We start from the raw sequence: 21953 nt of genomic DNA, 5'->3' as shown, positions 1-21953 counted from the left end.
GTCCGTAAGAGTCAAATAAATCACTCTGCGGTCTGATTCATCCCTTGTTCGTTTAATTAATTCCTTTTCTGTAAGTCGATTAATAATCGCAGTGATTGCACTTTTCTTCACCTGAAAAACTTCCGCTAATTCAGTGGAAGTGCATCTCTTATGTAAGTAAATGTAGCGCAATGTGTACTGTTGATCGTACGTAATAAAATCCCCAATGATTCCCTTGATAAGATTTTCCCCACTTTTTGTTACGGAGAAGGAAACATTAATATACCGATTAATTAATTCTTCGATCAGTTTTTCATCCATGAAGGGAGCCACCTTCCTTTTGTTCTTACATGCCTGCTATTACTTCAGGCTTTATTTTTAATAACTCATGCTTAAAACGCATTTTAGTTAAACAATTTAACTATTCACGTGTTTAACTATAAAATGGTCATTGGTATTTGTCAATCTATCCATTCATTTTTATTGCTTGTCATACTCCATAACACTTTATGAAATACTAAATTAGATATGACAAATTGGAGGTAAATGAATTGGAAAAAATGCCATTAACATCGATTTCGAGTGGACTTGGTATCGAGGTCATGCCTGATCTTTATTGCTTCAATGTCCAAATTGTGAATGTTTGTTTTATCGGGAATCCTAATGAAGGCAATACATTTATATTAGTTGATGCAGGTATGCCTGGCTCTGGAGAAATGATTATTCAGGAGGCTGAAAAGAGATTCGGTAAGGGATGTAAGCTTACAAACATCATCCTTACACATGGACATTTCGATCACGTCGGTGCAATCGAGCAATTACTACAAAAATGGGATGTCCCTATTTATGCACACCCATTAGAGGAGCCGTACTTAACTGGAAAAGAGGATTATCCACCACCAAACAACGAAGTGGAAGGTCTCGTCGCAAAAATGTCGCCAATGTTTCCAAGACATAGCATTAACATTAGCTCTAATTTACAGCTATTAGGTGATGATGGAAAAATCCCTCCACTTCCAAATTGGCGTTACATCCGAACACCAGGACATACACCAGGACATATTTCACTTTTCAGAGATTCAGACAGAGCGTTAATTGCTGGCGATGCGATAACAAATGTTGAGCAGGAATCATTATATGAAGTGTTGACGCAAAAACAAGAAATGCACGGTCCACCCCCTTATTTCACAACCGATTGGCAAGCGGCATTTGCATCTGTCAAAGCAATCGAAGCATTGGAACCACAAATCGCAATAACAGGTCATGGATTCCCAATCACAGGAGATGAGCTCCACACAAATCTTAAAAAGCTTGTAACAAACTTTGAACAAACAGAAATTCCAGAAAACCACCGGGTTTAAGAAAAGCAGAAGCGGCTCGTTCAGCCCCGACAAGCATAAGGCGAGAAAGAATTGAAGGTGTTCTTTACCTTCTATTCTTTCTTGACTTATGACCTCGAGGGGCTAGGAGTTGGAGCTAGACAATTTAGAAAAGCGGAAGCGCCTTGTCCAGCCTCTACAAGCATAAGCTCCATAGAAAATTCCCCTTCACATCTATGGAGCCAATTGCTTTTCTTTCTTATAAAAGTTTAAGTTCTATTACTATTTTCTCCCTTCTCCCCCATATATATTAGAGAGCATGAGAAAGGAGGGAGTCGATGATTTTCATTGGAAATACGGCCGCATACGCTCTACAGCTTAAAACCCCCTCAAATACAGCAGTTGAAAACGAAATGATTAATAGAATGGCAAACTATCAAACAACATATTCCTTTTATAATCTCGAGCATTTTCATTTTACGCTAAAGCTGCGATCAGCGATTATTCAAGCTGCAAAAGAGTTACTCGCAAGCAAGGCGGAGTTTACGGTATTCGAGGATTCTAAATGTAATGCACGATATTGGATATTAACGAGAACCGGCGGATTTCAATTAAGAAATGGGGTTCAGCCATCAAATGCGATCCATGATATTTTTGTCAACGGAAAACAATATGGCTTTGAATGCGCAACTGCAATCGTTATTATCTTTTATAAAGCTGTTCTTCAGGTATTCGGTAACAGTCTATTTAATCGGTTGTATCAAGGAATTTATTTAAGGGATTGGCGTTCTGATGAGGATTTACCGATTGTAACAACTAGAGGAAATGATTATTTGCCTGGTGACTGCGTCTACTTTAATAATCCGGAATTTGATCCTAATAAATCATATTGGCGTGGAGAAAACGCAATCGATTTAGGGAATGGAACGTTTTATGGCCACGGAGTCGGAATCAAAACATCAGAAGAAATGATCGAGGCATTAAATAAACGACGCAAGCCATATGCAACACAATCTGCGTATTTATTATCACAGGTCACTCGGCTAGATGATCGCTATCTTTTTCAGTTTTCACCTCGCTCTATAGAGGAGCCTCTTCCCCGCTTCCTTGCAGCAAATGAAATTGTCGGGAAAATTGGTCAGGTTACCTTTTATCTCTAGTTTCAAAGGGAGATTTACTTAAAGCTAAGGTTGACCCCTATTTATTTAAAGGGGTCAACTTTATGTCATGTCTTATTCCCCTTGAATTTTCACATAAAATGTACGCCTTCTTGGACCGTCAAATTCACAAAAATAAATTCCTTGCCAAGTACCTAATAATAATCTTCCTCCTGTAACGATAACGGTTTGGGAAGCTCCTACCGTACTGGCCTTCATATGTGCTGCCGTATTTCCTTCCATATGTAAATCCTTTTCATCATCCCATGGATATACTTCATCGAAGCGGCGAATCATATCTGTTTTTACATCAGGATCAGCATTTTCATTTATCGTAATACCAGCTGTTGTATGTGGACAATAAATAAGAACAGTACCTTCTTGTAGACCAGTTTTGCTGACATCACTTTGAACTAAACTAGTCACCTCTACCATTTCATCGCGATCATTTGTTATTAATTCATGTTTGATTAGCATGTGACACTTCCCTCTTTTCATGAAATAAGTCAACCTTCATCTATTTATTACTATACATGAAAAGTCGTCACTAGAAAAAGACATTGAAATTTGCTTGTTTTTAAGTTGTACAAACAGTTCTACTCAATAAGAATAGGAAGAATTGAACATACTACTAATGGAAAAAGATTGATGTCAAGGAAAGTGGTGGTCACTTGAAAGTAAGTGAAGATGAAAAAAAACTGCTAAGTGAAGCAATTGATAAAATGAATGAAGGCTTAGATACTTTTATCGGTTTTTATAATGATTCAGAGGAAGATAAGCCACTAATTGAGTTTACTGATGAAACGATCGAAACGATCCAACGCGCCATTGATGTATACGGAAAAGATGAAGTTACAACAAAAATAAATACAATTATTAGGGAGATACTATCCTTCTTACCGAATAATAAGAAAGGAAAGGATGGAGATTAATGACCAAATCAAACAAAACAATGATTCAATGGCTTAAGTGGCCGCTCTATTTTCAAATCTCATTTGTCGTCATCCTTATCATTCTAGTATTTGGCACAATTATTTCTTTTGTTGAACCTACTGAATTCCCCTCTACATTTGATGGAATCTGGTGGGCGCTAGTTACGGTATCTACAGTTGGCTTTGGCGATTATTCCCCAGAAACAATTGGTGGTAGAATTATTGCGATGATTATGATTATGATCGGAGCTAGTATGGTTAGTGCGTACTTCGCAACGATTTCAGCAGCAGCAATTCGAAAACAGCATGCTTATGTCGAAGGGGATTTAACCTTTAAAGGGAGCAACCATGTGATTTTAATTGGCTGGAACGAAAAGGTAAAAGAAATGATCGATTCATTGCATTCCGTTAAACCATACAAGCAAATTGTCTTAATTGATGAAACATTAAAAAGTGGACCACTTATAGAAAATGTTTACTTTGTTAAAGGCGATCCGACAGATGAACGAGTTTTAGCCAAAGCGAATATTACATATGCAGATGCAGCAATTATTACTGCTGACCAAAATAAAAATGAGCATGACGCTGATATGAATTCAATACTTGTACTCCTTACATTAAAAGGTGTTAACCCAAGCTTGTATTGTGTCATTGAGGTTTTGACAGAGAAACAAACGAATAATGCGAATCGAGCAGGTGCTGATGAAATTATCAAAACGTATAAGCTAACAAGTCACTTTATTATGAGCAGTTATTTAGCGAAAAACGGATTGTCCCAGGTTTATTCCGAATTAAATCCAGCAAAAGGAAATCTTTTTCAAATCATCCCTGTAAAACGGGAAGATGTCGGTAAGACCTTTCGGACGATCAGCCATGAGTTATTAGAAAATGAATCGATTTTAATTGGCATAAAAAAAGGAGAGGAAACGAAACTAAATCCACCCCTCACCTATACAATCGAGAATGAAGACTCATTAATTGTCTTTAGCCATTAACTATAGCAGCGTATCCTCAAGCTGCTTAACAAGCTCCTTCCCATTCTCGATATATTCACTTGGGAAGGTTGCATCTTTATCCTCCGGCTCCTGAAACTGGTTAAATGATGCACTCACATTCCCGATACGAGCGTGATCATCTAAGCCAATTTGATATTTATGTGACAACAGAAAAGGTGTACCGATTTGAACCTCTACTCCTGGTGTATCAAGCTCTCCATTAATAGCTTGAAACGGGACTCTTAAAAATTGATAGCCAACCTCGGAATCGATTTTATAATCTAAATAGCCATGATCATATTCCCAATTCCCGCCTATATCATACCCTAAAGGCTTTAATTTTTGTTCGAGCTCATATAAAGGAAATGCTTTTCCTTCTAGCCTTGATTGTATTTCAAGCATAATAAAACCCCCTTTTTCAATTAGATTTTCCTATTACGTAAAAAACATGCTTAATCGTCCATTATAAAACAATATTGACAATTGAAATGAAACAACAGATAATGATATTGAGAATCATTATCATATTAAACGTTATCAAAAACTTATATTCACATCCTCACATCTATCTTCATGAACATACTTTTTCGGCTTTTTAGTGAGGATTTAACAATTTATATGAAAGAAAAGAAAACGAAGGAGCGTGCACAATATTGATAAATCATGAAGAGCTATTTGATGTAACGATTATCGGTGGTGGACCAGCAGGCTGTTATTCTGCATTTTATAGCGGAATGCGAGAAATGAAGACAAAAATTATTGACTTCCAACCAAATTTAGGTGGTAAAGTCCACGTTTACCCAGAGAAAATGATTTGGGATGTCGGTGCGGTTACACCAGTTACTGGTGAACAATTAATTAAGCAAATGGTTCAACAAGCATTAACCTTTGACCCTGAGGTTGTCCTAAATGAAAAAATCATTCGAATCGAAAAAACGGCTGATACTTTTATATTGACGGCAGAAAGCGGAAAACAGCATTTTAGCAAAACCGTCATTTTAGCTGTTGGTGGCGGGATTCTAAAGCCAATTAAATTAGACATTGAAGGTGCCGATCGTTTTGAGGTAACGAATCTTCATTATGTAGTGCAAAGCTTAAGTAAATTTAAAAACAAAGATGTCGTTATCTGTGGCGGGGGGAATTCAGCAATTGATTGGGCAGTTAGTATCGCACCTGTTGTTAAAAGCCTACATATTGTTCATAGACGAGACAAATTCGATTGTCACGAGGCCCAGCTTTCACTTTTAAACGAATACCCTCATGAAAAACACGTAAATACAACAATCAAAAAATTTGTTTCTACTACAGATAACACAAAGATTCGCTCAGTTATACTTGAAAACAAGCTTACAGGCAAGGAATCAGCAATTGAAATTGATGATGTTATCATTAGCTATGGTTTTGAACGAGAGCTTTCTTTTATTAAAGAAAGTCCATTACAAATTGAGCTTGTTGACGAGTTCTATGTAAAGGGTAGCAGCAAGGCACAATCATCTATTGAGGGACTTTTCGCAGCAGGCGATATTCTTTCATTTGACGGTAAAGTGCATCTTATCCTTGGGGCATTTGCCGATGCAGCAAATGCAGTAAATCAAGCGAAAATGTACTTAGACCCTAACTCACCTGCTAAAGCAAGAGTTTCGTCACATAACAGTCGTTTTGAAGAAAAGAATAAGGAGTTACTTCAACATTTATTTGTAAATTCGTGATTTGAAAGTAACTTTTAAAGATTGAAAGTATTTTTATTTTTATGTAAGTATTCACCCTAGATTTGGAAGTATTTTTTCTTAAATGAAAGTATTCTCCGGAAATTGAAAGTATTTCACCTTTTTGAACAAAAAAAGAAGCTGTCCTTGGTCAATTTTGACTCAAGGACAGCTTCTTTTTTTGTTTATTTATTTAAGCGTGCTTCTAATTCAGCTTTTTTCTCTTCAAAGCCAGGTTTGCCAAGTAATGCGAACATATTTACTTTGTACGCCTCAACACCTGGTTGGTCGAATGGGTTCACTCCTAATAAGTATCCGCTCATTGCACATGCTTTTTCAAAGAAGTACACTAGGTAGCCGAATGTATACTCGTCCATCTCTGGAATGGAAACAACTAAGTTAGGCACTCCTCCATCAGTATGTGCAAGCATTGTTCCTTGGAATGCTTTTTTGTTAACGAAGTCAACAGATTTTCCTGCTAAATAATTTAAGCCATCTAAATCGCTATCTTCTTTTTCAACAAGAAGTTCATGACGTGGTTTTTCAACATTAATAACTGTTTCAAAAATGTCACGTCTACCTTCTTGTACGTATTGACCTAATGAGTGAAGGTCTGTTGAGAAGTTTGCAGAAGAAGGATAAATTCCTTTTTGGTCTTTTCCTTCACTTTCACCAAATAATTGCTTCCACCATTCAGCAAAATATTGAAGACCTGGCTCATAATTAATAAGCATTTCAATTGTTTTTCCTTTGTTGTAAAGAACGTTACGAACAACCGCATATTGGTATGCTGGGTTTTCTTCTAGCTCAGACTTACCAAAGTCTTCACTTGCTGCAGCAGCACCCTTCATCATCGCTTCAATATCAACACCTGTTACTGCGATAGGAAGTAAGCCAACAGCTGTTAAAACAGAATAACGACCGCCGACATCATCAGGAATAATGAATGATTCATAGCCTTCCTCTGTTGCTAATGTCTTTAATGCACCGCGTGCTTTATCAGTTGTTGCATAGATACGTTGTTTTGCTTCTGCTTTACCATATTTTTCTTCTAGAAGCTTTCTGAAAATACGGAATGCTAAAGCAGGCTCTGTTGTTGTACCTGATTTAGAAATGACATTAATTGAGAAGTCTTTTCCTTCAAGTAGATCATGTAAATCCTTCATATATGTAGAGCTAATATTATTTCCAACAAAAATGACTTGTGGAGTTTTTCGTTGCTCTTTTGATAAAGAGTTGTAGAAAGAATGGTTTAGCATTTCAATCGCTGCACGAGCTCCTAAATATGAGCCACCGATTCCAATTACAAGAAGTACATCTGAATCAGATTTAATTTTTTCTGCACTTTTTTGAATGCGAGCAAATTCTTCCTTGTCATAGTTCTTTGGCAGATCAACCCAGCCTAAGAAATCACTTCCAGCTCCAGTTTGCTCATGGATTGTGTGATGAGCTACCTTTACAAAATCACGTAAGTATGTAATTTCATGTTCGTTAAAAAAAGTTAATGCATTAGAATAATCAAAACGTACATGTGTCATAAAACATTTCCTCCATATACTTCAATATTATTATAACTATCTTCACTTTATCTAAACTACTCTAGTAAATCAAGCTAAGTTATTAATGTAAGCGTAAACAACAAAGAAAATTGTCTGAACTTTCATTTTATGGAATAAGAGTTAGAAGCTGGATTACTCACATAAAAAATAGCTAAGCTACAGAGTAGCATCCACTCTGTAGCTTAAATTTATAAGGAAGCTCGATAAATCGCTACAACATCATCTCTCGTTAGCTTTTTGAAATTACCAAATTCACCATTTGCCATTGCTTTATCAGCCATGACATCAATGCTTTCCTCACCGATATCATAGTCCTTTAAGCGGCTTGGTGCGCCAATACTGCTCCAAAATTCACGAAGTTTCTCAATTCCTTCAGTTGCGATTGTTTCTTTATCCTTTCCGTTAGGATTTACATCAAATACGTTTACCGCCATTTGTACAAAACGATCAACGTTTTCTGACATCGTATGCTTCATCCAGTTAGGAAATAGAATCGCTAAGCCGCCACCGTGTGGAATGTCGTGAACTGCTGAAACTGCATGTTCAATATTATGTGTTGCCCAGTCACCGCGATAGCCCATTTGCAGCTGACCATTTAATGCGATTGTTCCAGCATAAAGAATCGTTTCGCGCAGCTCATAATTTTCTAAGTCTTCAACTAATTTTGGCGCAGCTTCAATAACAGTTCTTAATGTTGATTCACAAAATTTATCCTGTAACGGTGTATTCTTTGTATGATGAAAATATTGCTCAAACACATGTGACATCATATCAACAATTCCATAAATTGTTTGGTTTTTCGGAACTGTGAATGTATTTACCGGATCGAGGATAGAAAATCTAGGGAATACTAGCGGGCTTCCCCAGCCATACTTTTCTTGCGTTTCCCAATTTGTAATAACTGAGCCTGAATTCATTTCAGAACCAGTAGCAGCAATTGTAAGCACTGTTCCAAATGGTAATGCTTCTGTTGGAATATGTTTTTTCGTCACAATATCCCATGGATTCCCTTCATACTTCGCACCTACTGCAATTGCTTTTGTACAATCAATGACACTTCCGCCACCAACTGCTAGTAAAAAGTCAATATTCTCATTCTTACAGATGTCCACACCACGTTGTACAGTTGAAAGTCTCGGATTTGGTTCAACACCTGATAGTTCAAAAGTTTCAATTCCCTTATCTTTTAAAATATTAACAACTTGGTCATAAAGTCCATTACGTTTAATACTGCCTCCACCATAAACTAGCAATACTCTATTGCCATATGATGGTACTTCTATAGCTAATTGCTCAACTTGCCCTTTACCAAAAATCAATTTTGTCGGGTTATAGTATGTAAAATTATCCATTCATTATCGCCTCCATACTTAAATTATGTCTAGTCATTTATTTCTTGTAAAGAAAAGTGCTTCACACAACAATTTCCAACGAATAGGATTTACCTTTTTATCACATTCTAATCATGCAATGAAAATATTTTAGGAGGTTGCATATGAGCGCAATTCAACGTATCGCATTAGTGTTAACCATTATTGGCGCAATCAACTGGGGACTTATAGGATTTTTTGGTTTCAACTTAGTAGCAGCCATTTTTGGGGATGATACAGCTCTTTCTAGAGTGATTTATGGCTTAGTTGGAATTGCTGGTTTAATTAACCTTGGATTACTCTTTAAACCATCTGAAGAAGTAGCGAGAGAGCCTCGTCCTGAAGCTCGATAAGCTTCTAAAATTAAGCTTCTAAAAGAAGAGCTAACAAGATGACGTGTTGGCTCTTTTTTATTTCTTTTTTTCATAAATATAGGAGAACGTGGGATCTCGTATCCTTTCCGTTAAATGACGAGTTTACCTAACTCCCAAATAAGAAAAGCGCAAGCGCCTTGATCAGCCCCGACAAGCATAAGGCGATTTGGAATAGAAGGCGTTCTTTGCCTTCAATTCCAAATTGACTTATGACCTCGAGGGGCTAGGCGCTGGAGCTAGACACTAAAACTAAGTTCAAAATGTTATACTTTCTTACCTTGCAAAAAAGGATACCTTATCACAAGGCCATTGCAACGCAATGGGCTTAATGATAAAGGTATCCTTTTTAACCGTATCAAGATTATTTATTAACTTCCTCGCGTTTTGATTGCTCGATCCATTCTTCAAGCTTATCTTTTAACGTATTGAATCCTTGTGGTGTTTCTGTTTCTGTTTTCACAGTCGCTTGACGCTTTTTAGGCTTTCTTGGTGCTTCCTTCTTTTCTTCAACAGGTGCTTCTTGAGTTGCACGAATTGATAAGCTGATTTTCCCTGTATTTTCGTCAATAGAAAGGACTTTCACTTGAACTTCGTCATTTAATTTTAAATGCTCGTTAACATCCTTTACAAAACCGTGAGTAATTTCAGAAATGTGAACTAAACCTTGTGTTTCTTCGTCAAGAGCAACGAATGCTCCGTATGGTTGAATTCCTGTTACTTTACCTGTATGCACGCTACCTACTTCATATTTTGTTGTCATGATAACACTCCTAATTTCTTATATTTATATGTCCATTTATACGCAATATAAAATTATACCACAACAATAGGTATAATTCAAAAAGATTTATTGTCTTTCATTAGTATACCCAATGTCTCTATAACAATAACGTAAGGAGCGCCACTTTGGGCGCTCCTCTTTAGGAAGATGGTGGATAGACAATTTTAGGAAGAAGATTTTCATCTACATGCATTTCAAGAAAAAGCTTTTCACCATTATCGTTTATGAAAGTATAAAGAAAGATGAGTCCCCCGCCATACTGCCCTTCATCTACATATACAAGATCATTTAATAATTGTTCATTCTCTACTCGCCATGAGCTCATTTCAGTTTTAAATGTATTAAAATCAGGTAGTGTAGCATCCTTCCCATTAACCTTTCCATTATATGAAAGAGCATAGGCTGTTTCGTAATCCTCTTGCATAATGGCATATAAGTAAATTCTTACAATTGAAAATTGATAAGTACCTTTAAATGCTTGAAATGTATACAATGAATTATAATCCTTACTTGCTTTAAACTCCTTATATTTCCGCTCCAAATAATCAGGCAATGGCAACAAATACATCGCTTCAAATTGAAAAATCGGCCTTAATTCAGCTGGAATTGCCGAAATAATCTTCAATTTTAATTCATCGTTCACTGCTCTATTTGTGGAGCGATGTTGTAAAGCCATCTTCACAACCTCAGTTGTTAACGCATCCGGATATTGTGTTGTAAATTTATTTAGCAAATCTATGTCCATATCAAATATAAGATGTGTTAATGCAGCATGATATACCTTTTTTAAATCTTCTTTATTTCTAAAGTTCTCATTTTGTAAAATAAATGTTTCAAGGTGGACAATATGCTTTAACATATTTTCATCATCATATTGCTCTTTTGATATATCTAGTACATCTTGAACATAGTCTTTTAAATATAAATAGCTTTCCAATTCGTCACTTATATGGCCTGTAAAGTCTTTTACGATTTTATCCAAATTAATTTGAATCGAAATACTCCCCTCACCCTCTAAGTTAAAACGATATCCATAGGTCACTATTTCATCTGCAAAATTTGTAATTTCTTTGGACACAACGGAGAGATTTTTATTATTTAGTCCTTCTACATTTTCTTTTGTTGGCATTACATCTCCACTATTATATTCAAGTCGCCATTCACTCGTGAAGTTTTCACTCATTGCATCTAATTTATCTAAGTAATCTAAAATAAAATCATCCTGAATAGTTTCGTTATCCTCTACTTTCTTTTTTATATATGCATATTCTTCATTTGGTAAGGAAACTCTTCGATTAATTTCCTCTTCGACCTTTTTCATATATGTTTTTAGTTCTTTTTCGTTTTTATAGCTGCTTCTTTCCTCAAATCTATCAACTGTCTCTTCAACATCCTGGATAAACCGGTACTGTTCAACTTGAGCGAAATCAAGCTTTTCTCCCAGTTCATCGACCTTTCGTTCAAAGAGACCGCGAATTTCATTTTTAGCTGACTCAACTTGTTCTGTTGTAATTTTGGCAGAATTCTTCTCTTCATTGTCAGATAGAAGGCTCTGTTGTGAAATAAGTTGCCCTCCAATTAATCCACCTATGAGTAATACTCCTATGAAAGAAGCGACATATGGAAGTTTAAACGTTTTTCTTTTCTTTGGCTTCTCCTGCTGAACAATATGCTTCATTATTGCATCTGGAGCAGATTTTGTCGGAATGCTTTCATAGGATTTCTTTAATTGCATCATCCGTTCTTCAAATTGTTTATCATCCATGAATGTCACCTTCCTTCCTATTTTGCTCTTCGATTAGTTTTTTTAGCATCGTCTTCCCACGTAAAATTCGCGTCTTAACCGTTGATAATGTTACCCCCATTATTTCAGCTATTTCCTCATATTTTTTATCATGAAAATAAAATAGTATAATCGGAACACGGTATTTTTCATCAAGCATTTGAATAGCTATATGCAGCGTTCGGTCCTCTTCATTTTGGATCACCGCTGATTCAATTTCGACATAGTCATCCTTTTTCGTATTTTGTTGAATTTTAAATACTTTACGGATGTTGGATTGACGCTTTCTTGCAAAATCTCGGGTAACATTTAGCGTTATTTTATATAACCACGTTGAAAATTTTGCTTTTGAGAATTGATCAAGAAAACGGTAGACACGAATGAATACTTCCTGTGTAATGTCCTCTATTTCATCATGGCGATTGCCTAATTGATAGGCGAATCTTTCAACAGTCGGATAGTACATTTCCACTAGTTGCCCAAATGCAACCATATTTCCTTGTTGCGCCCTTTTTATTAGCTCTTCCTCTGTCATTCGTCTACCCCCCTTTTTTTCTACATATTAAACGGAACTTGCAATTAAATTGTTTCATAGGAGTACATTTTGAAGAATATATATAAGAGGAACATGAGGAATTTCTGGATATGTTGTTTAAAACAAACAAAAAAGGGGAATAAATACTAGCATAAGGCTTTCTAGTATTCCCCCTTTTGTTTCTCTATATGGCTGGCCAATATATGGTCAGCTTTTTTTGTATTAAGATCGGCTTTGCACAAAGCGTTGCATTCTTTTTAATGCTTCTTGGAGCTGGTCAAGTGATGATGCATAGGAACAACGCACATAGCCTTCACCGCTTTCCCCAAATACACTACCAGGAACAACCGCAACCTTTTCTTCTTTTAACAATTGCTCAGCAAATTCCTCTGAAGTGAGATTTGTACTTTGAATTGATGGGAATGCATAGAACGCACCACCAGGAACATGACATGTTAAACCAATATCATTTAATGCACTAACAAATAAATTGCGGCGCTGTTTATAGCTTTTCTTCATATGAAGAACATCCTCTTTGCCATTTTTCATCGCCTCAATTGCAGCATATTGTGCCATTGTCGGTGCACACATCATTGAATATTGATGGATTTTTAACATTGCGCTTAAAAACTCTGGACGTGCAGCAACATAGCCTAAACGCCAGCCTGTCATCGCAAATCCTTTTGAAAAACCAGAGATGAGCAAAGTTCGATCAGCCATTCCTTCAATAGAAACAAAGCTTGAGTATGCTTCATCATACGTTAGCTCAGCATAAATTTCATCCGAAATCACAAGCAAATCGTACTTCTCAATGATACTCGCAATTTTCGTTAGTTCTTCTTTATTTAAAAGCGTTCCAGTCGGGTTATTCGGTGAACATAAAATAATCGCTTTTGTTTTGTTCGTTATTGCTTCTTCTAGCTCATCTGGCTGAAGCTTGAATTCCATTTCTCCTTTTGTGTGAATCGGAACAGGTACACCGCCTGCTAACGAAACGAGAGCAGCATAGGAGACAAAGCTCGGCTCAATGACAATTACTTCATCACCAGGATTAATAATCGCTCTTAATGCAAGGTCAAGCGCCTGACTCGCACCAACGGTTACTAATAGCTCAGTTTCGGGATCATATTGAACTGTTGTTGTCTCTTGCAAATAAGCACTAATTTCTCTTCTTAATTCTAATAAACCAGCATTAGCTGTATAGGATGTATAGCCTTGCTCAAGTGAAAGAATACATGCTTCCCTAATATTCCATGAGGTAACAAAATCAGGTTCACCTACCCCTAACGAGATGACACCTTCCATACCTGCTGCTAAATCAAAAAACTTACGAATTCCTGAAGGTTTTAAATCCTTGACTGAACTTGAGAGGTAATGTGATGTTTCAATCATGGGGACACCACAATTCTCTTATCCTCATCATCTTGCTCAAATATTGTGCCATCATGCTTATATTTTTTTAAGATAAAATGAGTTGTAGTTGATAAGACAGAGTCTAATGTCGAAAGTTTCTCTGATACAAATTGAGCAATTGCAGACATCGATTTACCTTCTATAATAACGGACAGGTCGTAAGCTCCTGACATTAAATAAACAGATTTTACTTCATTAAAACGATAGATACGACTTGCGATTTCATCGAATCCGACACCGCGCTTAGGCTGCACCTTTACATCAATCATCGCTTTAACACCTTCATGGCCATCAACCTTTCGCCAGTTCACTTGCGCAGTATAATCAACGATAATCCGTTGGTCTTCAAGGTTTTTTATAATTTTTTTCGTTTCTTCCTCAGTTAAATCAATCATTTTGGCGATTTGTTCCGCAGATAAGCGACAGTCATTTTCTAAGATTTCTAAAATCTCGACTTCCTTGTCTGTAAACTTCATTTTCACCACTCCCACTTTTCAAATCTTCAGATAATTATACCACTTAAAAATCCTTTTTCCTACGATTAGACAAAAGAATTACGGGTAAGTTTTTACAGGTGTTTTTTCCTTATGCTAAGCTAAAACTAACAACAATTAGTGGATTATTTTTCATTTACCTGCTCTGGGCTCTTATAAGCTTACCTTCCTTTATTCCATTTTGTTAGCCCGTAAGAATTATGATATTTACCTGAGTAAAACTTAATTTTATCATATATTACCATACTATTTATAGGAAAAATGGAGTGAATAATATGGAGAATCATTATTATGCAAATACAATGAAAATTCTTGGCGTGAATGTGCATTATGAGGTTTATGAAAAGGACCCATCAAAGCCAACCCTTGTCTTATTACATGGTTTCTTGTCTTCAACCTTTTGCTATCGAAAAATTATCCCTATGCTAAAGAATGAATTTAATTTGCTTGCGATCGACCTACCTCCATTTGGAAAATCAGAAAAATCAACAAGGTTTGTTCATTCCTACTCAAATATGGCAAAGCTAGTCATTCAATTAGTTGAAAGTTTGCGTATCAAAAAGGCGTTTATTTTAGGTCATTCGATGGGTGGACAAGTTTCTCTCGTAGCAGCTAAGGAAAGACCAGACTTATTTGAAAAGGTTATCCTCCTATGCAGCTCAAGCTATATGAAACGGATTAGCGGAACGTTAAAATTCGGCTCATATATACCCTACTTTTATTTAGGTATCAAACATTGGCTTGCAAAACAAGGCGTCCTAAAAAACTTATATAATGTTGTTTATGACCGTTCACTTATCGATGAAGAAATGATGCAAGGATATTTAGAGCCATTTCATGACAATGGGATATTTAGAGCTTTGAATCGAATGATTCGTGACCATGAAGGAGATTTAGCACCAGAGGAATTAAAGCGTATTGAACAGCCAAGTCTCCTCATTTGGGGAAATGAAGACAAAGTTGTGCCAGTTCATATCGGTGAACGATTAAAAAATGATTTACCTAATTCGATCTTCTATTCATTAAAGGACACTGGACACCTAGTTCCTGAGGAGCGTCCTGAATATGTAACGGAAAAGATTCTCGACTTCTGCCATGCTAATTAAAAAAATTGCGCCTTACTTAGCCCCTAACAAGGATCAAATCCATTTACAAAAATGCTTTTAGATCAGATTGGGGCTTGGCGCGCTATATAAGTTTATTTATTCTAGAGAGAATGTTTACACTCTCACCAAAATATTTAAATTTCACAGCTACTCGTCTGTTTAATAAATAGTAATTGCCTCGCAAGTTTTTCACATGTCTGGAGTGGAATGATTTCTTCAAATGAAAACTCATAAATCGCTTGAATTTTTCTAGCAAGCAGCATTTCATCATCAAAGGCATACACTGCTTGTAACACATCAACAACTTCCGTTTCATAGCTTCCTTCTCCATACCCGAGAGGATCCCATTGTAGTAAGATTTCCATTAATTTAAGATTCGTTTGTTGAGCTTCCATTTTTTCACCTTTTTAAATCTTATTTTTTGCACTGTCATTGTAACATATATATGATGAAAGAGAACAATTAGAAATGTGAAAGCGCCTCGTTTAGCCTAGGGGAAACAAACCGAATCAGAATAGAAGGTGCTCTTTATCGGCTTGGCGTGGAGCTAGACACAAGAACAGAATAATTAAAAAATACTTAAGCGAGGTGTGAAAGGTGAATCGATTTGATGAAATCATAAATCGAAGAGAAACAAATTCCGTAAAGTGGAATACGAAGGAAATGTTTGGTGATGAAGAAATTTTGCCAATGTGGGTAGCAGATATGGATTTTCCCGCTCCAGCTGAGGTCATCGAAGCGATTAAAAATCGAGCTGACCACGGGATATTCGGATATACGATGCCAGGAGAAGGAACAGAGAAAGCGATACGAAGCTGGTTGAAAAATCGCCATCATTGGGAAATAGAGGAGAATATCCTTACCTACAGCCCTGGAATCGTAACAGCTATTAGTATGGCGATTCAAACATATACTGGACCTGAAGACAAAATTGTCGTGCAGCCACCTGTATATTATCCTTTTTTTGAAATGGCGAAAAAGCATAAACGTGAAGTTCTTTACAACGAGCTTTTACTAAATGAGCATCATCGTTATGAAATCAATTTTGATGATTTAGAAGCAAAGCTTGCAGATCCAAATACAAAAATGTTTATCCTCTGTAATCCCCATAATCCTGGAGGTAGAGTTTGGAGTAAAGAGGAATTAACAAAAATAGGAGAATTGTGTTTAAAGCATGAGGTGTTAATTATCTCAGATGATATTCACTCTGATTTATTATTATTCGGTAATGAATACACACCTATCGCATCGATTAGTAAAGAAATTGCTGAAAATACAATAACATGCATTGCACCTAGTAAAACATTCAACCTTGCTGGCTTACAGGCATCTGCACTCATCATTCCGAATGCATCTCTAAGAAGAAAATTCAATTCAACTCTTCAGCTACATGGGTTATTTGGATTAAATACACTTGGAACAGATGCGATGGAAGCCGCATATAAACACGGTAATGACTGGCTTGATGAATTAATTACGTACTTAGAGGAAAATGTTACTGAAGTAGAAAACATTATAAACGAAAAACTGCCACAGTTAAACGTTATGAGACCTGAATCTACTTATTTAATTTGGATAGATGCTAGAAGTCTACATAAAACAGATGATGAAATAAAGGAATTACTTTATAAAAAGGGGAAATTAGCATTAGAGCCAGGTTCAAAATTTGGTGAAAACGGTGCTGGCTTCCTCCGCATGAATATCGCTTGTCCAAAGGAAACATTACAGGAAGGACTTAAACGCCTCGTTCATGCATTGACATAAGAATGCAGATAATATTACGTTAGGATAAGTTAGGTCTGATCCTTTTCCAAAGCTTGGATGTAAAGGGTCAGACCATTTTGCAGTTATTCCTTTTCTTCACTTTTAACTGATTGTTGGAAATGCTTGTCCACTTCTCCTTCCTCTTTCTTTGATACTTTTACGATAAAACGAAAGGCAAAAAACGCTCCGATTCCAAAAATAACCATAGTGATAACTGCTGGTATATACTCTGTTTTATCCTCTGGGAAGTATAGAAATAACCCTACTATAAATTGAAGCTGCTCCATATATTCACAACCTTTCCTTATTACTATAGCAAGCTTTTCGCAAATTACAAATGTGATTGTTATTTGAACATGTTATGATGAACATATCATAAACTACTGATTAAAAGGAATGATTTTAAATGGAAGAACGAATGATTGGAGATATCGTAACTGGGATTTACAAAACAGGAAAATATATTGGGGAAATTACCGATATTCGGCCGATGCATTATCTTGTTAAAGTGAAAGCTGTTCTAAAGCACCCACAGCAAGGTGACCTACATCATCCAAAAGATGCTGATGTTCAGTTCTTTCATGAACGTCGTGCCCTAGCTTTTAATGAACAAACAAATATTCCAAAGAAAATGGTTAAGCCTTTCGATGGGGATATCCCTGACTATCAGGAATCACTAAAAAACGCATTAACCGAATTAAGAGAAGAGCTTATGCAATTGAACACTCCTTGGGCAGAGCAGTCTTTAAGCAATCTTTCTCGTTTAGAAGCAGATTATTTCCCGAATAAATGAGGCTTATATCTACTCAATAACAATATTTGTTTTAACTCTTACAATCTTCATATACAAATAATGTTATTGAGTAAGCCAAAATAACATTAATTTATAAACGAGATTCCTCTCCTTTATGTTGCATATTTACCTAAAACCTTCGTTAAATCAATTCTGTCTCCGATTGTTGGCGGTTCTGGTTTTTGCAAATAACGCTTATCCTCTTCAACGAGCTTGAATAAATGATAGGTTGTTAGAGCATCATCTAATGCGCGATGATGTTTACCTGTCGCCTTTTTCCCATAATCCTCAACAGCCTTCCAAAGGCCTGTTTGATTACGGTCTCCGAAAAATTTTTTATATTCCATCGAAAGGTCTCTACATTCACCTGTAAAAGGGAATTCCTCACCATTCATTTTGCAGTTGTGTCGGAGTACTTTCATATCCATATTCCCCCATGTAATAATCGTAGCAGGGGTATCGTTCGTATATTTTTTTAATACGGTTAATAATTGATGAAAGGTTATACCAGAATCAATTTTAGCTTGGGAAATTTGGAGAAAGGTTTTACACCTTTCACTCAATAGCGGAAAACGATTTGGTTTTACGTAAGAGGAAAATTGGTCTTCAATTTTTTGATTACGAACAGCTACGACCCCTACTTCAATTATTTCAGGATAAAATCCAACAGGATCAGATTTCCCCTCAGGCATCGTAAACTCAAAATCAATAAATAATAATAATGGTTCTTGTCCCTCCAACCTATTTCACCCCTCTTTCTTCAACTTTCCATTTTTTATTATTATATCATCGACGCTTCTGATTAACTTCAAATTTTCGAAAAATAATGAATTATCCCTTGTCTATTTTTTACTTTTATGGACGGTTGTTTCAGTTTTATTTTGAAGCTACTATTAACTAGAAAAAGGGATAAATTAGCAAAATCAGCAAAATAATATTTCTCCCTAGTAGGGCAAGATCGGTTACAATATAGAAAAGAAACATTACGTGAGAAAGAGTGTGAATGTAATTTGAGGAGAATAGTTGGATGGGTTTGTATCATCGTTATGATTCCGATTTTCTTATTATGTGGCTTTGTTGCTGGAAAGGAATCAAAGGCAGTTAAAGGATTAGGAACCGTTTTAGATGAAAAACTCCCTTTAAGTAATGTTGAGTTATCACAAAATAGCTTTATTTTCGATAGTGAGGGTCAATTAATTTCAGAAGTGATTTCAAATCAACAAAATCGCAATTATATTGCTTATAATGATGTCCCTGATATTGTTAAAACCATTTTTATTACATCAGAGGATCAGCGTTTTTTTGAGCATCTTGGCTTTGATCCAGCCGGGATGTTACGAGCTGTGTTTATTAACGCACAATCGCAATCTGTTGAACAAGGCGGCAGTACAATTACCCAGCAGCTAGCACGTAACGTCTATTTAAATCATGACAGAACCTATAACAGAAAGCTAAGTGAATTACTTTATTCCTATCAGCTTGAAAGAACCTTTACGAAGGAGCAAATATTCGAGGGATATTTAAATGCGATTTACTTCGGTCATGGCGCATATGGGATTGGAACAGCTGCAACCTATTATTTTAGCAAGCAATTACAGGAGTTAAACCTTGCTGAGCTAGCATTTATAAGCGCTATCCCGAACAATCCATCGTTATATGACCCAATCAAAAAATTTAGTAATACTAAGCAACGCCAGGAACGATTGCTAGCAATACTGCATGAAAACGGCACTATAACAAAGCAGGAGCTTGATGAGGCAAAAGCGTATAAAATCACCTTATCAATTAAAAAGCCTGTGGATACAAATCCACACTATGTTACGTATGTCCACCAGGAATTAAAGCAATTAATTTCTGAAACAGAAGGCTTTGCGGACAGATTGGCAAATGCCAAGCAAGAAAAGGAAAAAGAAAAGATCCAAACCGAATTAACAGAGCGTGTAAATGATGTATTAAGCAAGGGCGTTATTATTTATACAGGCTTGGATACATCAATTCAAGCAAAATTAGAGCAAGCCGTTGCCACACATCTTCCTGCTCAAAATGTCCAAAGTGCTGCGGCAGTTGTTAATCACGAATCACATCACATTGTTGCTTTATATGGCGGAAAGGATTACGAAAAGTTTTCCTTTAATCGTGCTTACCAGGCATATCGACAGCCAGGCTCCGCAATAAAGCCATTATTAGACTATGCTCCATATATTGATCTAACAGGTGCAACAGCAAAATCGAAAATCGATGCGAGCGAATTTTGTAAAGGTAATTATTGTCCTGAAAATTATAGTAAACGGGATTATGGAACAGTCTCAATTGATACAGCATTAAAACATTCATATAATGCTGCAGCAGTAAGACTTTTGGACACGATCGGTATTGAAAAGGGCTTTTCCTATTTAAAGCCTTTCGGATTCAATTCGATAACTAAAGATGATTATACACATCTATCAACAGCAATCGGAGGATTTGATGTAGGTATATCTCCTTTAGAAATAACAAATGCCTATTCAACCTTTGGTAACAACGGAGCTTATTACGAAAATCACGCGATAACAAAGGTGACCGATTTATCAGGAAAAACGCTTTATGAATGGAAGGAGCAGCCTGTTCAAGTTTGGAAGGAGTCAACAAACGATGAAATGCGCTCATTGCTATCATCAGTTGTTAAAAGTGGTACAGGGCAAAAAGCGAGAGTATCCGGTGATTATGTTGGGGGAAAAACAGGAACGACAAATGATTACGCTGATATATGGTTTGTCGGGTTAAAGGACCAGTATACTGCAGGAGTATGGGTTGGGGAAGATTCTAATAGTGATGTTAGTCATCTATATCATCAAGGACCCCAAATGCTTATATGGAGAGATACAATGAAATAGAAAGAAGGCTTACGATGGATAAAGAAAAACAACCGATCATTTTATTTGATGGAGTTTGTCATTTCTGTAATCAGGCTGTGCAATTCATAATTCGCCATGATAAAAAGGAGCAAACAGTATTCGCTGCTCTCCAATCACCAATTGGACAAAAATTATTATTACAATATGAGCTCCCAACAGACGAATTTGACAGCTTTATTTTCATTCATAATGGTAAGGTTTATCAAAAGTCTCAAGCCGCCCTTCAATTGTGCTTACTTTTTGGAGGTGGCTGGAGGCTGCTTTATCTATTTATTATCATTCCAAGGCCAATTAGAGATGCAATTTATCATTACATTGCTAAAAACCGTTACAAATGGTTCGGTAAAGCAGACCAATGTATGCTTCCAACCGCAAAGGTACGAAGAAGGTTTTTGTCTTAAAACAACTTACCTACAAATAAAAAAGCTGGTTCCTTTGATGGAATCAGCTTTTTTACCTTTTTGCATTGCTCACAATTAAATAGGTAAGCTTGCCATGATGCTATTATATAGGCGAAAGCATATATATAAAGTACCTAGTATAAATGAAAACCAAAATAAAACATGAAATAAAACTAAACCAATTAAAGAAGCAGATGTCAATGAGCTACTAATTTTATAAACGATAAAAATAAAATAGCAAAGCGTTGCAAGCAAAAATATTCCAATAATCGCAATTGGAAATTGAACCGCAGCTAACGAAAGCGCACCAGCTACAAGATAAAACGAAGAGCCACCTCTAATTTTCGTTAAGTTCTCACCTACAATATCCTTAGAAAAAAATAATAATGACAGCTCTGTTACCGTATCAGCAATTAACTTTAATGCAGAAAAAACCATGAAATAAAGCAATGCAAATATGATAAACAACGCCAGCTTAATCCCGTTATTCGAGAAAAATTCTAGCATCCCCTCGTAAATCCCCAAAACCTGTAAATAATCGATTACGATCATAACCGTTGCAATTGATAAAGATGTGCTAAATAACAAAATCGTAATA

The 21953-nt window shown here is 36.2% G+C and carries 25 protein-coding genes; 11 read left to right on the top strand and 14 right to left on the bottom strand.

All coding sequences use genetic code 11. From position 1 onward, the window contains the following. Positions 1–300, bottom strand: a 300-nt coding sequence (locus HU235_RS08295; protein WP_174879886.1) for a MarR family winged helix-turn-helix transcriptional regulator, incomplete at its 3' end; no start/stop codon positions are given. A gap of 239 nt (positions 301–539) precedes the next feature. On the opposite strand from HU235_RS08295, the gene HU235_RS08290 reads away from it, so the two are divergent. Continuing rightward, positions 540–1340, top strand: a complete 801-nt coding sequence (locus tag HU235_RS08290) for an MBL fold metallo-hydrolase (RefSeq protein ID WP_095303193.1) — start codon at positions 540–542, stop codon at positions 1338–1340. Between the two features lie 296 nt (positions 1341–1636). Then, positions 1637–2458 (top strand): protein-glutamine gamma-glutamyltransferase, encoded by an 822-nt coding sequence (locus HU235_RS08285; protein WP_095303184.1) that lies wholly within the window; start codon positions 1637–1639, stop codon positions 2456–2458. A 72-nt stretch (positions 2459–2530) separates the two neighbouring features. Here the strand turns inward: HU235_RS08285 and HU235_RS08280 are convergent, their stop codons facing one another. Beyond that, positions 2531–2932, bottom strand: a complete 402-nt coding sequence (locus HU235_RS08280) for a secondary thiamine-phosphate synthase enzyme YjbQ (protein WP_174879885.1) — start codon at positions 2930–2932, stop codon at positions 2531–2533. 194 nt (positions 2933–3126) lie between these two features. Here HU235_RS08280 and HU235_RS08275 point away from each other — a divergent pair, with 194 nt between their 5' ends. Further along, on the top strand, positions 3127–3387 hold the full coding sequence (locus tag HU235_RS08275; RefSeq protein WP_095303186.1) for an atypical membrane-integrating protein (Mistic protein): 261 nt from the start codon (positions 3127–3129) through the stop codon (positions 3385–3387). Beyond that, positions 3387–4382, top strand: a complete 996-nt coding sequence (locus HU235_RS08270) for a potassium channel family protein (protein WP_095303187.1) — start codon at positions 3387–3389, stop codon at positions 4380–4382. The genes HU235_RS08275 and HU235_RS08270 overlap by 1 nt, the downstream gene beginning before the upstream one ends. On the opposite strand, the gene HU235_RS08265 is transcribed toward HU235_RS08270, so the two are convergent. Continuing rightward, entirely contained in the window at positions 4383–4784 is a 402-nt protein-coding gene (locus HU235_RS08265) for a YugN-like family protein (RefSeq protein WP_095303188.1), read from the bottom strand. It abuts the gene before it with no gap. A 254-nt stretch (positions 4785–5038) separates the two neighbouring features. On the opposite strand from HU235_RS08265, the gene HU235_RS08260 reads away from it, so the two are divergent. Beyond that, the gene (locus tag HU235_RS08260; RefSeq protein WP_174879888.1) at positions 5039–6091 is read left to right on the top strand and encodes an NAD(P)/FAD-dependent oxidoreductase; all 1053 of its coding nucleotides are present in this window, start codon (positions 5039–5041) and stop codon (positions 6089–6091) included. A 182-nt stretch (positions 6092–6273) separates the two neighbouring features. Here the strand turns inward: HU235_RS08260 and HU235_RS08255 are convergent, their stop codons facing one another. After that, positions 6274–7626, bottom strand: coding sequence for a glucose-6-phosphate isomerase (locus tag HU235_RS08255; RefSeq protein WP_174879884.1), 1353 nt, complete (start codon positions 7624–7626; stop codon positions 6274–6276). Between the two features lie 209 nt (positions 7627–7835). After that, positions 7836–8999 (bottom strand): iron-containing alcohol dehydrogenase, encoded by a 1164-nt coding sequence (locus HU235_RS08250; RefSeq protein ID WP_174879883.1) that lies wholly within the window; start codon positions 8997–8999, stop codon positions 7836–7838. Between the two features lie 143 nt (positions 9000–9142). Between HU235_RS08250 and HU235_RS08245 the strand changes: the two genes are divergently transcribed. Continuing rightward, a complete protein-coding gene (locus HU235_RS08245) occupies positions 9143–9370 on the top strand; it encodes a DUF378 domain-containing protein (protein WP_095303191.1) in 228 nt (75 codons plus the stop codon). 382 nt (positions 9371–9752) lie between these two features. Here the strand turns inward: HU235_RS08245 and yugI are convergent, their stop codons facing one another. From yugI to HU235_RS08220, 5 genes are all read right to left on the bottom strand, one after another. After that, entirely contained in the window at positions 9753–10151 is a 399-nt protein-coding gene (gene yugI / locus HU235_RS08240; protein ID WP_095302250.1) for a S1 domain-containing post-transcriptional regulator GSP13, read from the bottom strand. 160 nt (positions 10152–10311) lie between these two features. Next, positions 10312–11937 carry a hypothetical protein gene (locus HU235_RS08235; protein ID WP_174879882.1) on the bottom strand — a complete coding sequence of 542 codons (1626 nt, stop codon included), beginning with the start codon at positions 11935–11937 and terminating at the stop codon, positions 10312–10314. Beyond that, positions 11930–12490 (bottom strand): RNA polymerase sigma factor, encoded by a 561-nt coding sequence (locus tag HU235_RS08230; RefSeq protein ID WP_174879881.1) that lies wholly within the window; start codon positions 12488–12490, stop codon positions 11930–11932. Before HU235_RS08230 ends, HU235_RS08235 begins: the two co-directional genes overlap by 8 nt. A 222-nt stretch (positions 12491–12712) precedes the next feature. After that, complete coding sequence (locus HU235_RS08225) at positions 12713–13882, bottom strand: aminotransferase (protein WP_174879880.1); 1170 nt, start codon at positions 13880–13882, stop codon at positions 12713–12715. After that, complete coding sequence (locus HU235_RS08220) at positions 13879–14379, bottom strand: Lrp/AsnC family transcriptional regulator (protein WP_095302254.1); 501 nt, start codon at positions 14377–14379, stop codon at positions 13879–13881. Before HU235_RS08220 ends, HU235_RS08225 begins: the two co-directional genes overlap by 4 nt. Positions 14380–14672: 293 nt before the next feature. Between HU235_RS08220 and HU235_RS08215 the strand changes: the two genes are divergently transcribed. Beyond that, positions 14673–15503, top strand: a complete 831-nt coding sequence (locus tag HU235_RS08215; protein WP_095302255.1) for an alpha/beta fold hydrolase — start codon at positions 14673–14675, stop codon at positions 15501–15503. 134 nt (positions 15504–15637) lie between these two features. Here HU235_RS08215 and HU235_RS08210 read toward each other — a convergent pair whose 3' ends face one another. Further along, entirely contained in the window at positions 15638–15898 is a 261-nt protein-coding gene (locus HU235_RS08210; protein ID WP_095302256.1) for a DUF1871 family protein, read from the bottom strand. 202 nt (positions 15899–16100) lie between these two features. Here HU235_RS08210 and HU235_RS08205 point away from each other — a divergent pair, with 202 nt between their 5' ends. Further along, positions 16101–17267 carry a MalY/PatB family protein gene (locus HU235_RS08205; RefSeq protein ID WP_095302257.1) on the top strand — a complete coding sequence of 389 codons (1167 nt, stop codon included), beginning with the start codon at positions 16101–16103 and terminating at the stop codon, positions 17265–17267. 83 nt (positions 17268–17350) lie between these two features. Here the strand turns inward: HU235_RS08205 and HU235_RS08200 are convergent, their stop codons facing one another. After that, positions 17351–17554, bottom strand: a complete 204-nt coding sequence (locus HU235_RS08200; RefSeq protein WP_095302258.1) for a hypothetical protein — start codon at positions 17552–17554, stop codon at positions 17351–17353. 119 nt (positions 17555–17673) lie between these two features. Here HU235_RS08200 and HU235_RS08195 point away from each other — a divergent pair, with 119 nt between their 5' ends. Beyond that, a complete protein-coding gene (locus tag HU235_RS08195; RefSeq protein ID WP_174879879.1) occupies positions 17674–18060 on the top strand; it encodes a kinase-associated lipoprotein B in 387 nt (128 codons plus the stop codon). 113 nt (positions 18061–18173) lie between these two features. Here the strand turns inward: HU235_RS08195 and kapD are convergent, their stop codons facing one another. Then, positions 18174–18800 carry a 3'-5' exonuclease KapD gene (gene kapD, locus HU235_RS08190; RefSeq protein ID WP_174879878.1) on the bottom strand — a complete coding sequence of 209 codons (627 nt, stop codon included), beginning with the start codon at positions 18798–18800 and terminating at the stop codon, positions 18174–18176. A 306-nt stretch (positions 18801–19106) separates the two neighbouring features. Here kapD and HU235_RS08185 point away from each other — a divergent pair, with 306 nt between their 5' ends. Next, positions 19107–20933 carry a transglycosylase domain-containing protein gene (locus HU235_RS08185; protein WP_174879887.1) on the top strand — a complete coding sequence of 609 codons (1827 nt, stop codon included), beginning with the start codon at positions 19107–19109 and terminating at the stop codon, positions 20931–20933. 14 nt (positions 20934–20947) lie between these two features. Continuing rightward, a complete protein-coding gene (locus HU235_RS08180) occupies positions 20948–21355 on the top strand; it encodes a thiol-disulfide oxidoreductase DCC family protein (RefSeq protein WP_095302262.1) in 408 nt (135 codons plus the stop codon). Positions 21356–21430: 75 nt separating this feature from the next. On the opposite strand, the gene HU235_RS08175 is transcribed toward HU235_RS08180, so the two are convergent. Next, entirely contained in the window at positions 21431–21952 is a 522-nt protein-coding gene (locus tag HU235_RS08175; RefSeq protein WP_174879877.1) for a DUF5366 family protein, read from the bottom strand. Between the last annotated feature and the right edge of the window lies 1 nt (position 21953).

Origin of the sequence: Metabacillus niabensis (assembly GCF_902829255.1) — a bacterium.
Lineage (GTDB): Bacteria > Bacillota > Bacilli > Bacillales > Bacillaceae > Metabacillus > Metabacillus niabensis.
Note: the sequence above shows the minus strand (reverse complement) of the source record. Positions and strands in the feature narration are given on the sequence as shown.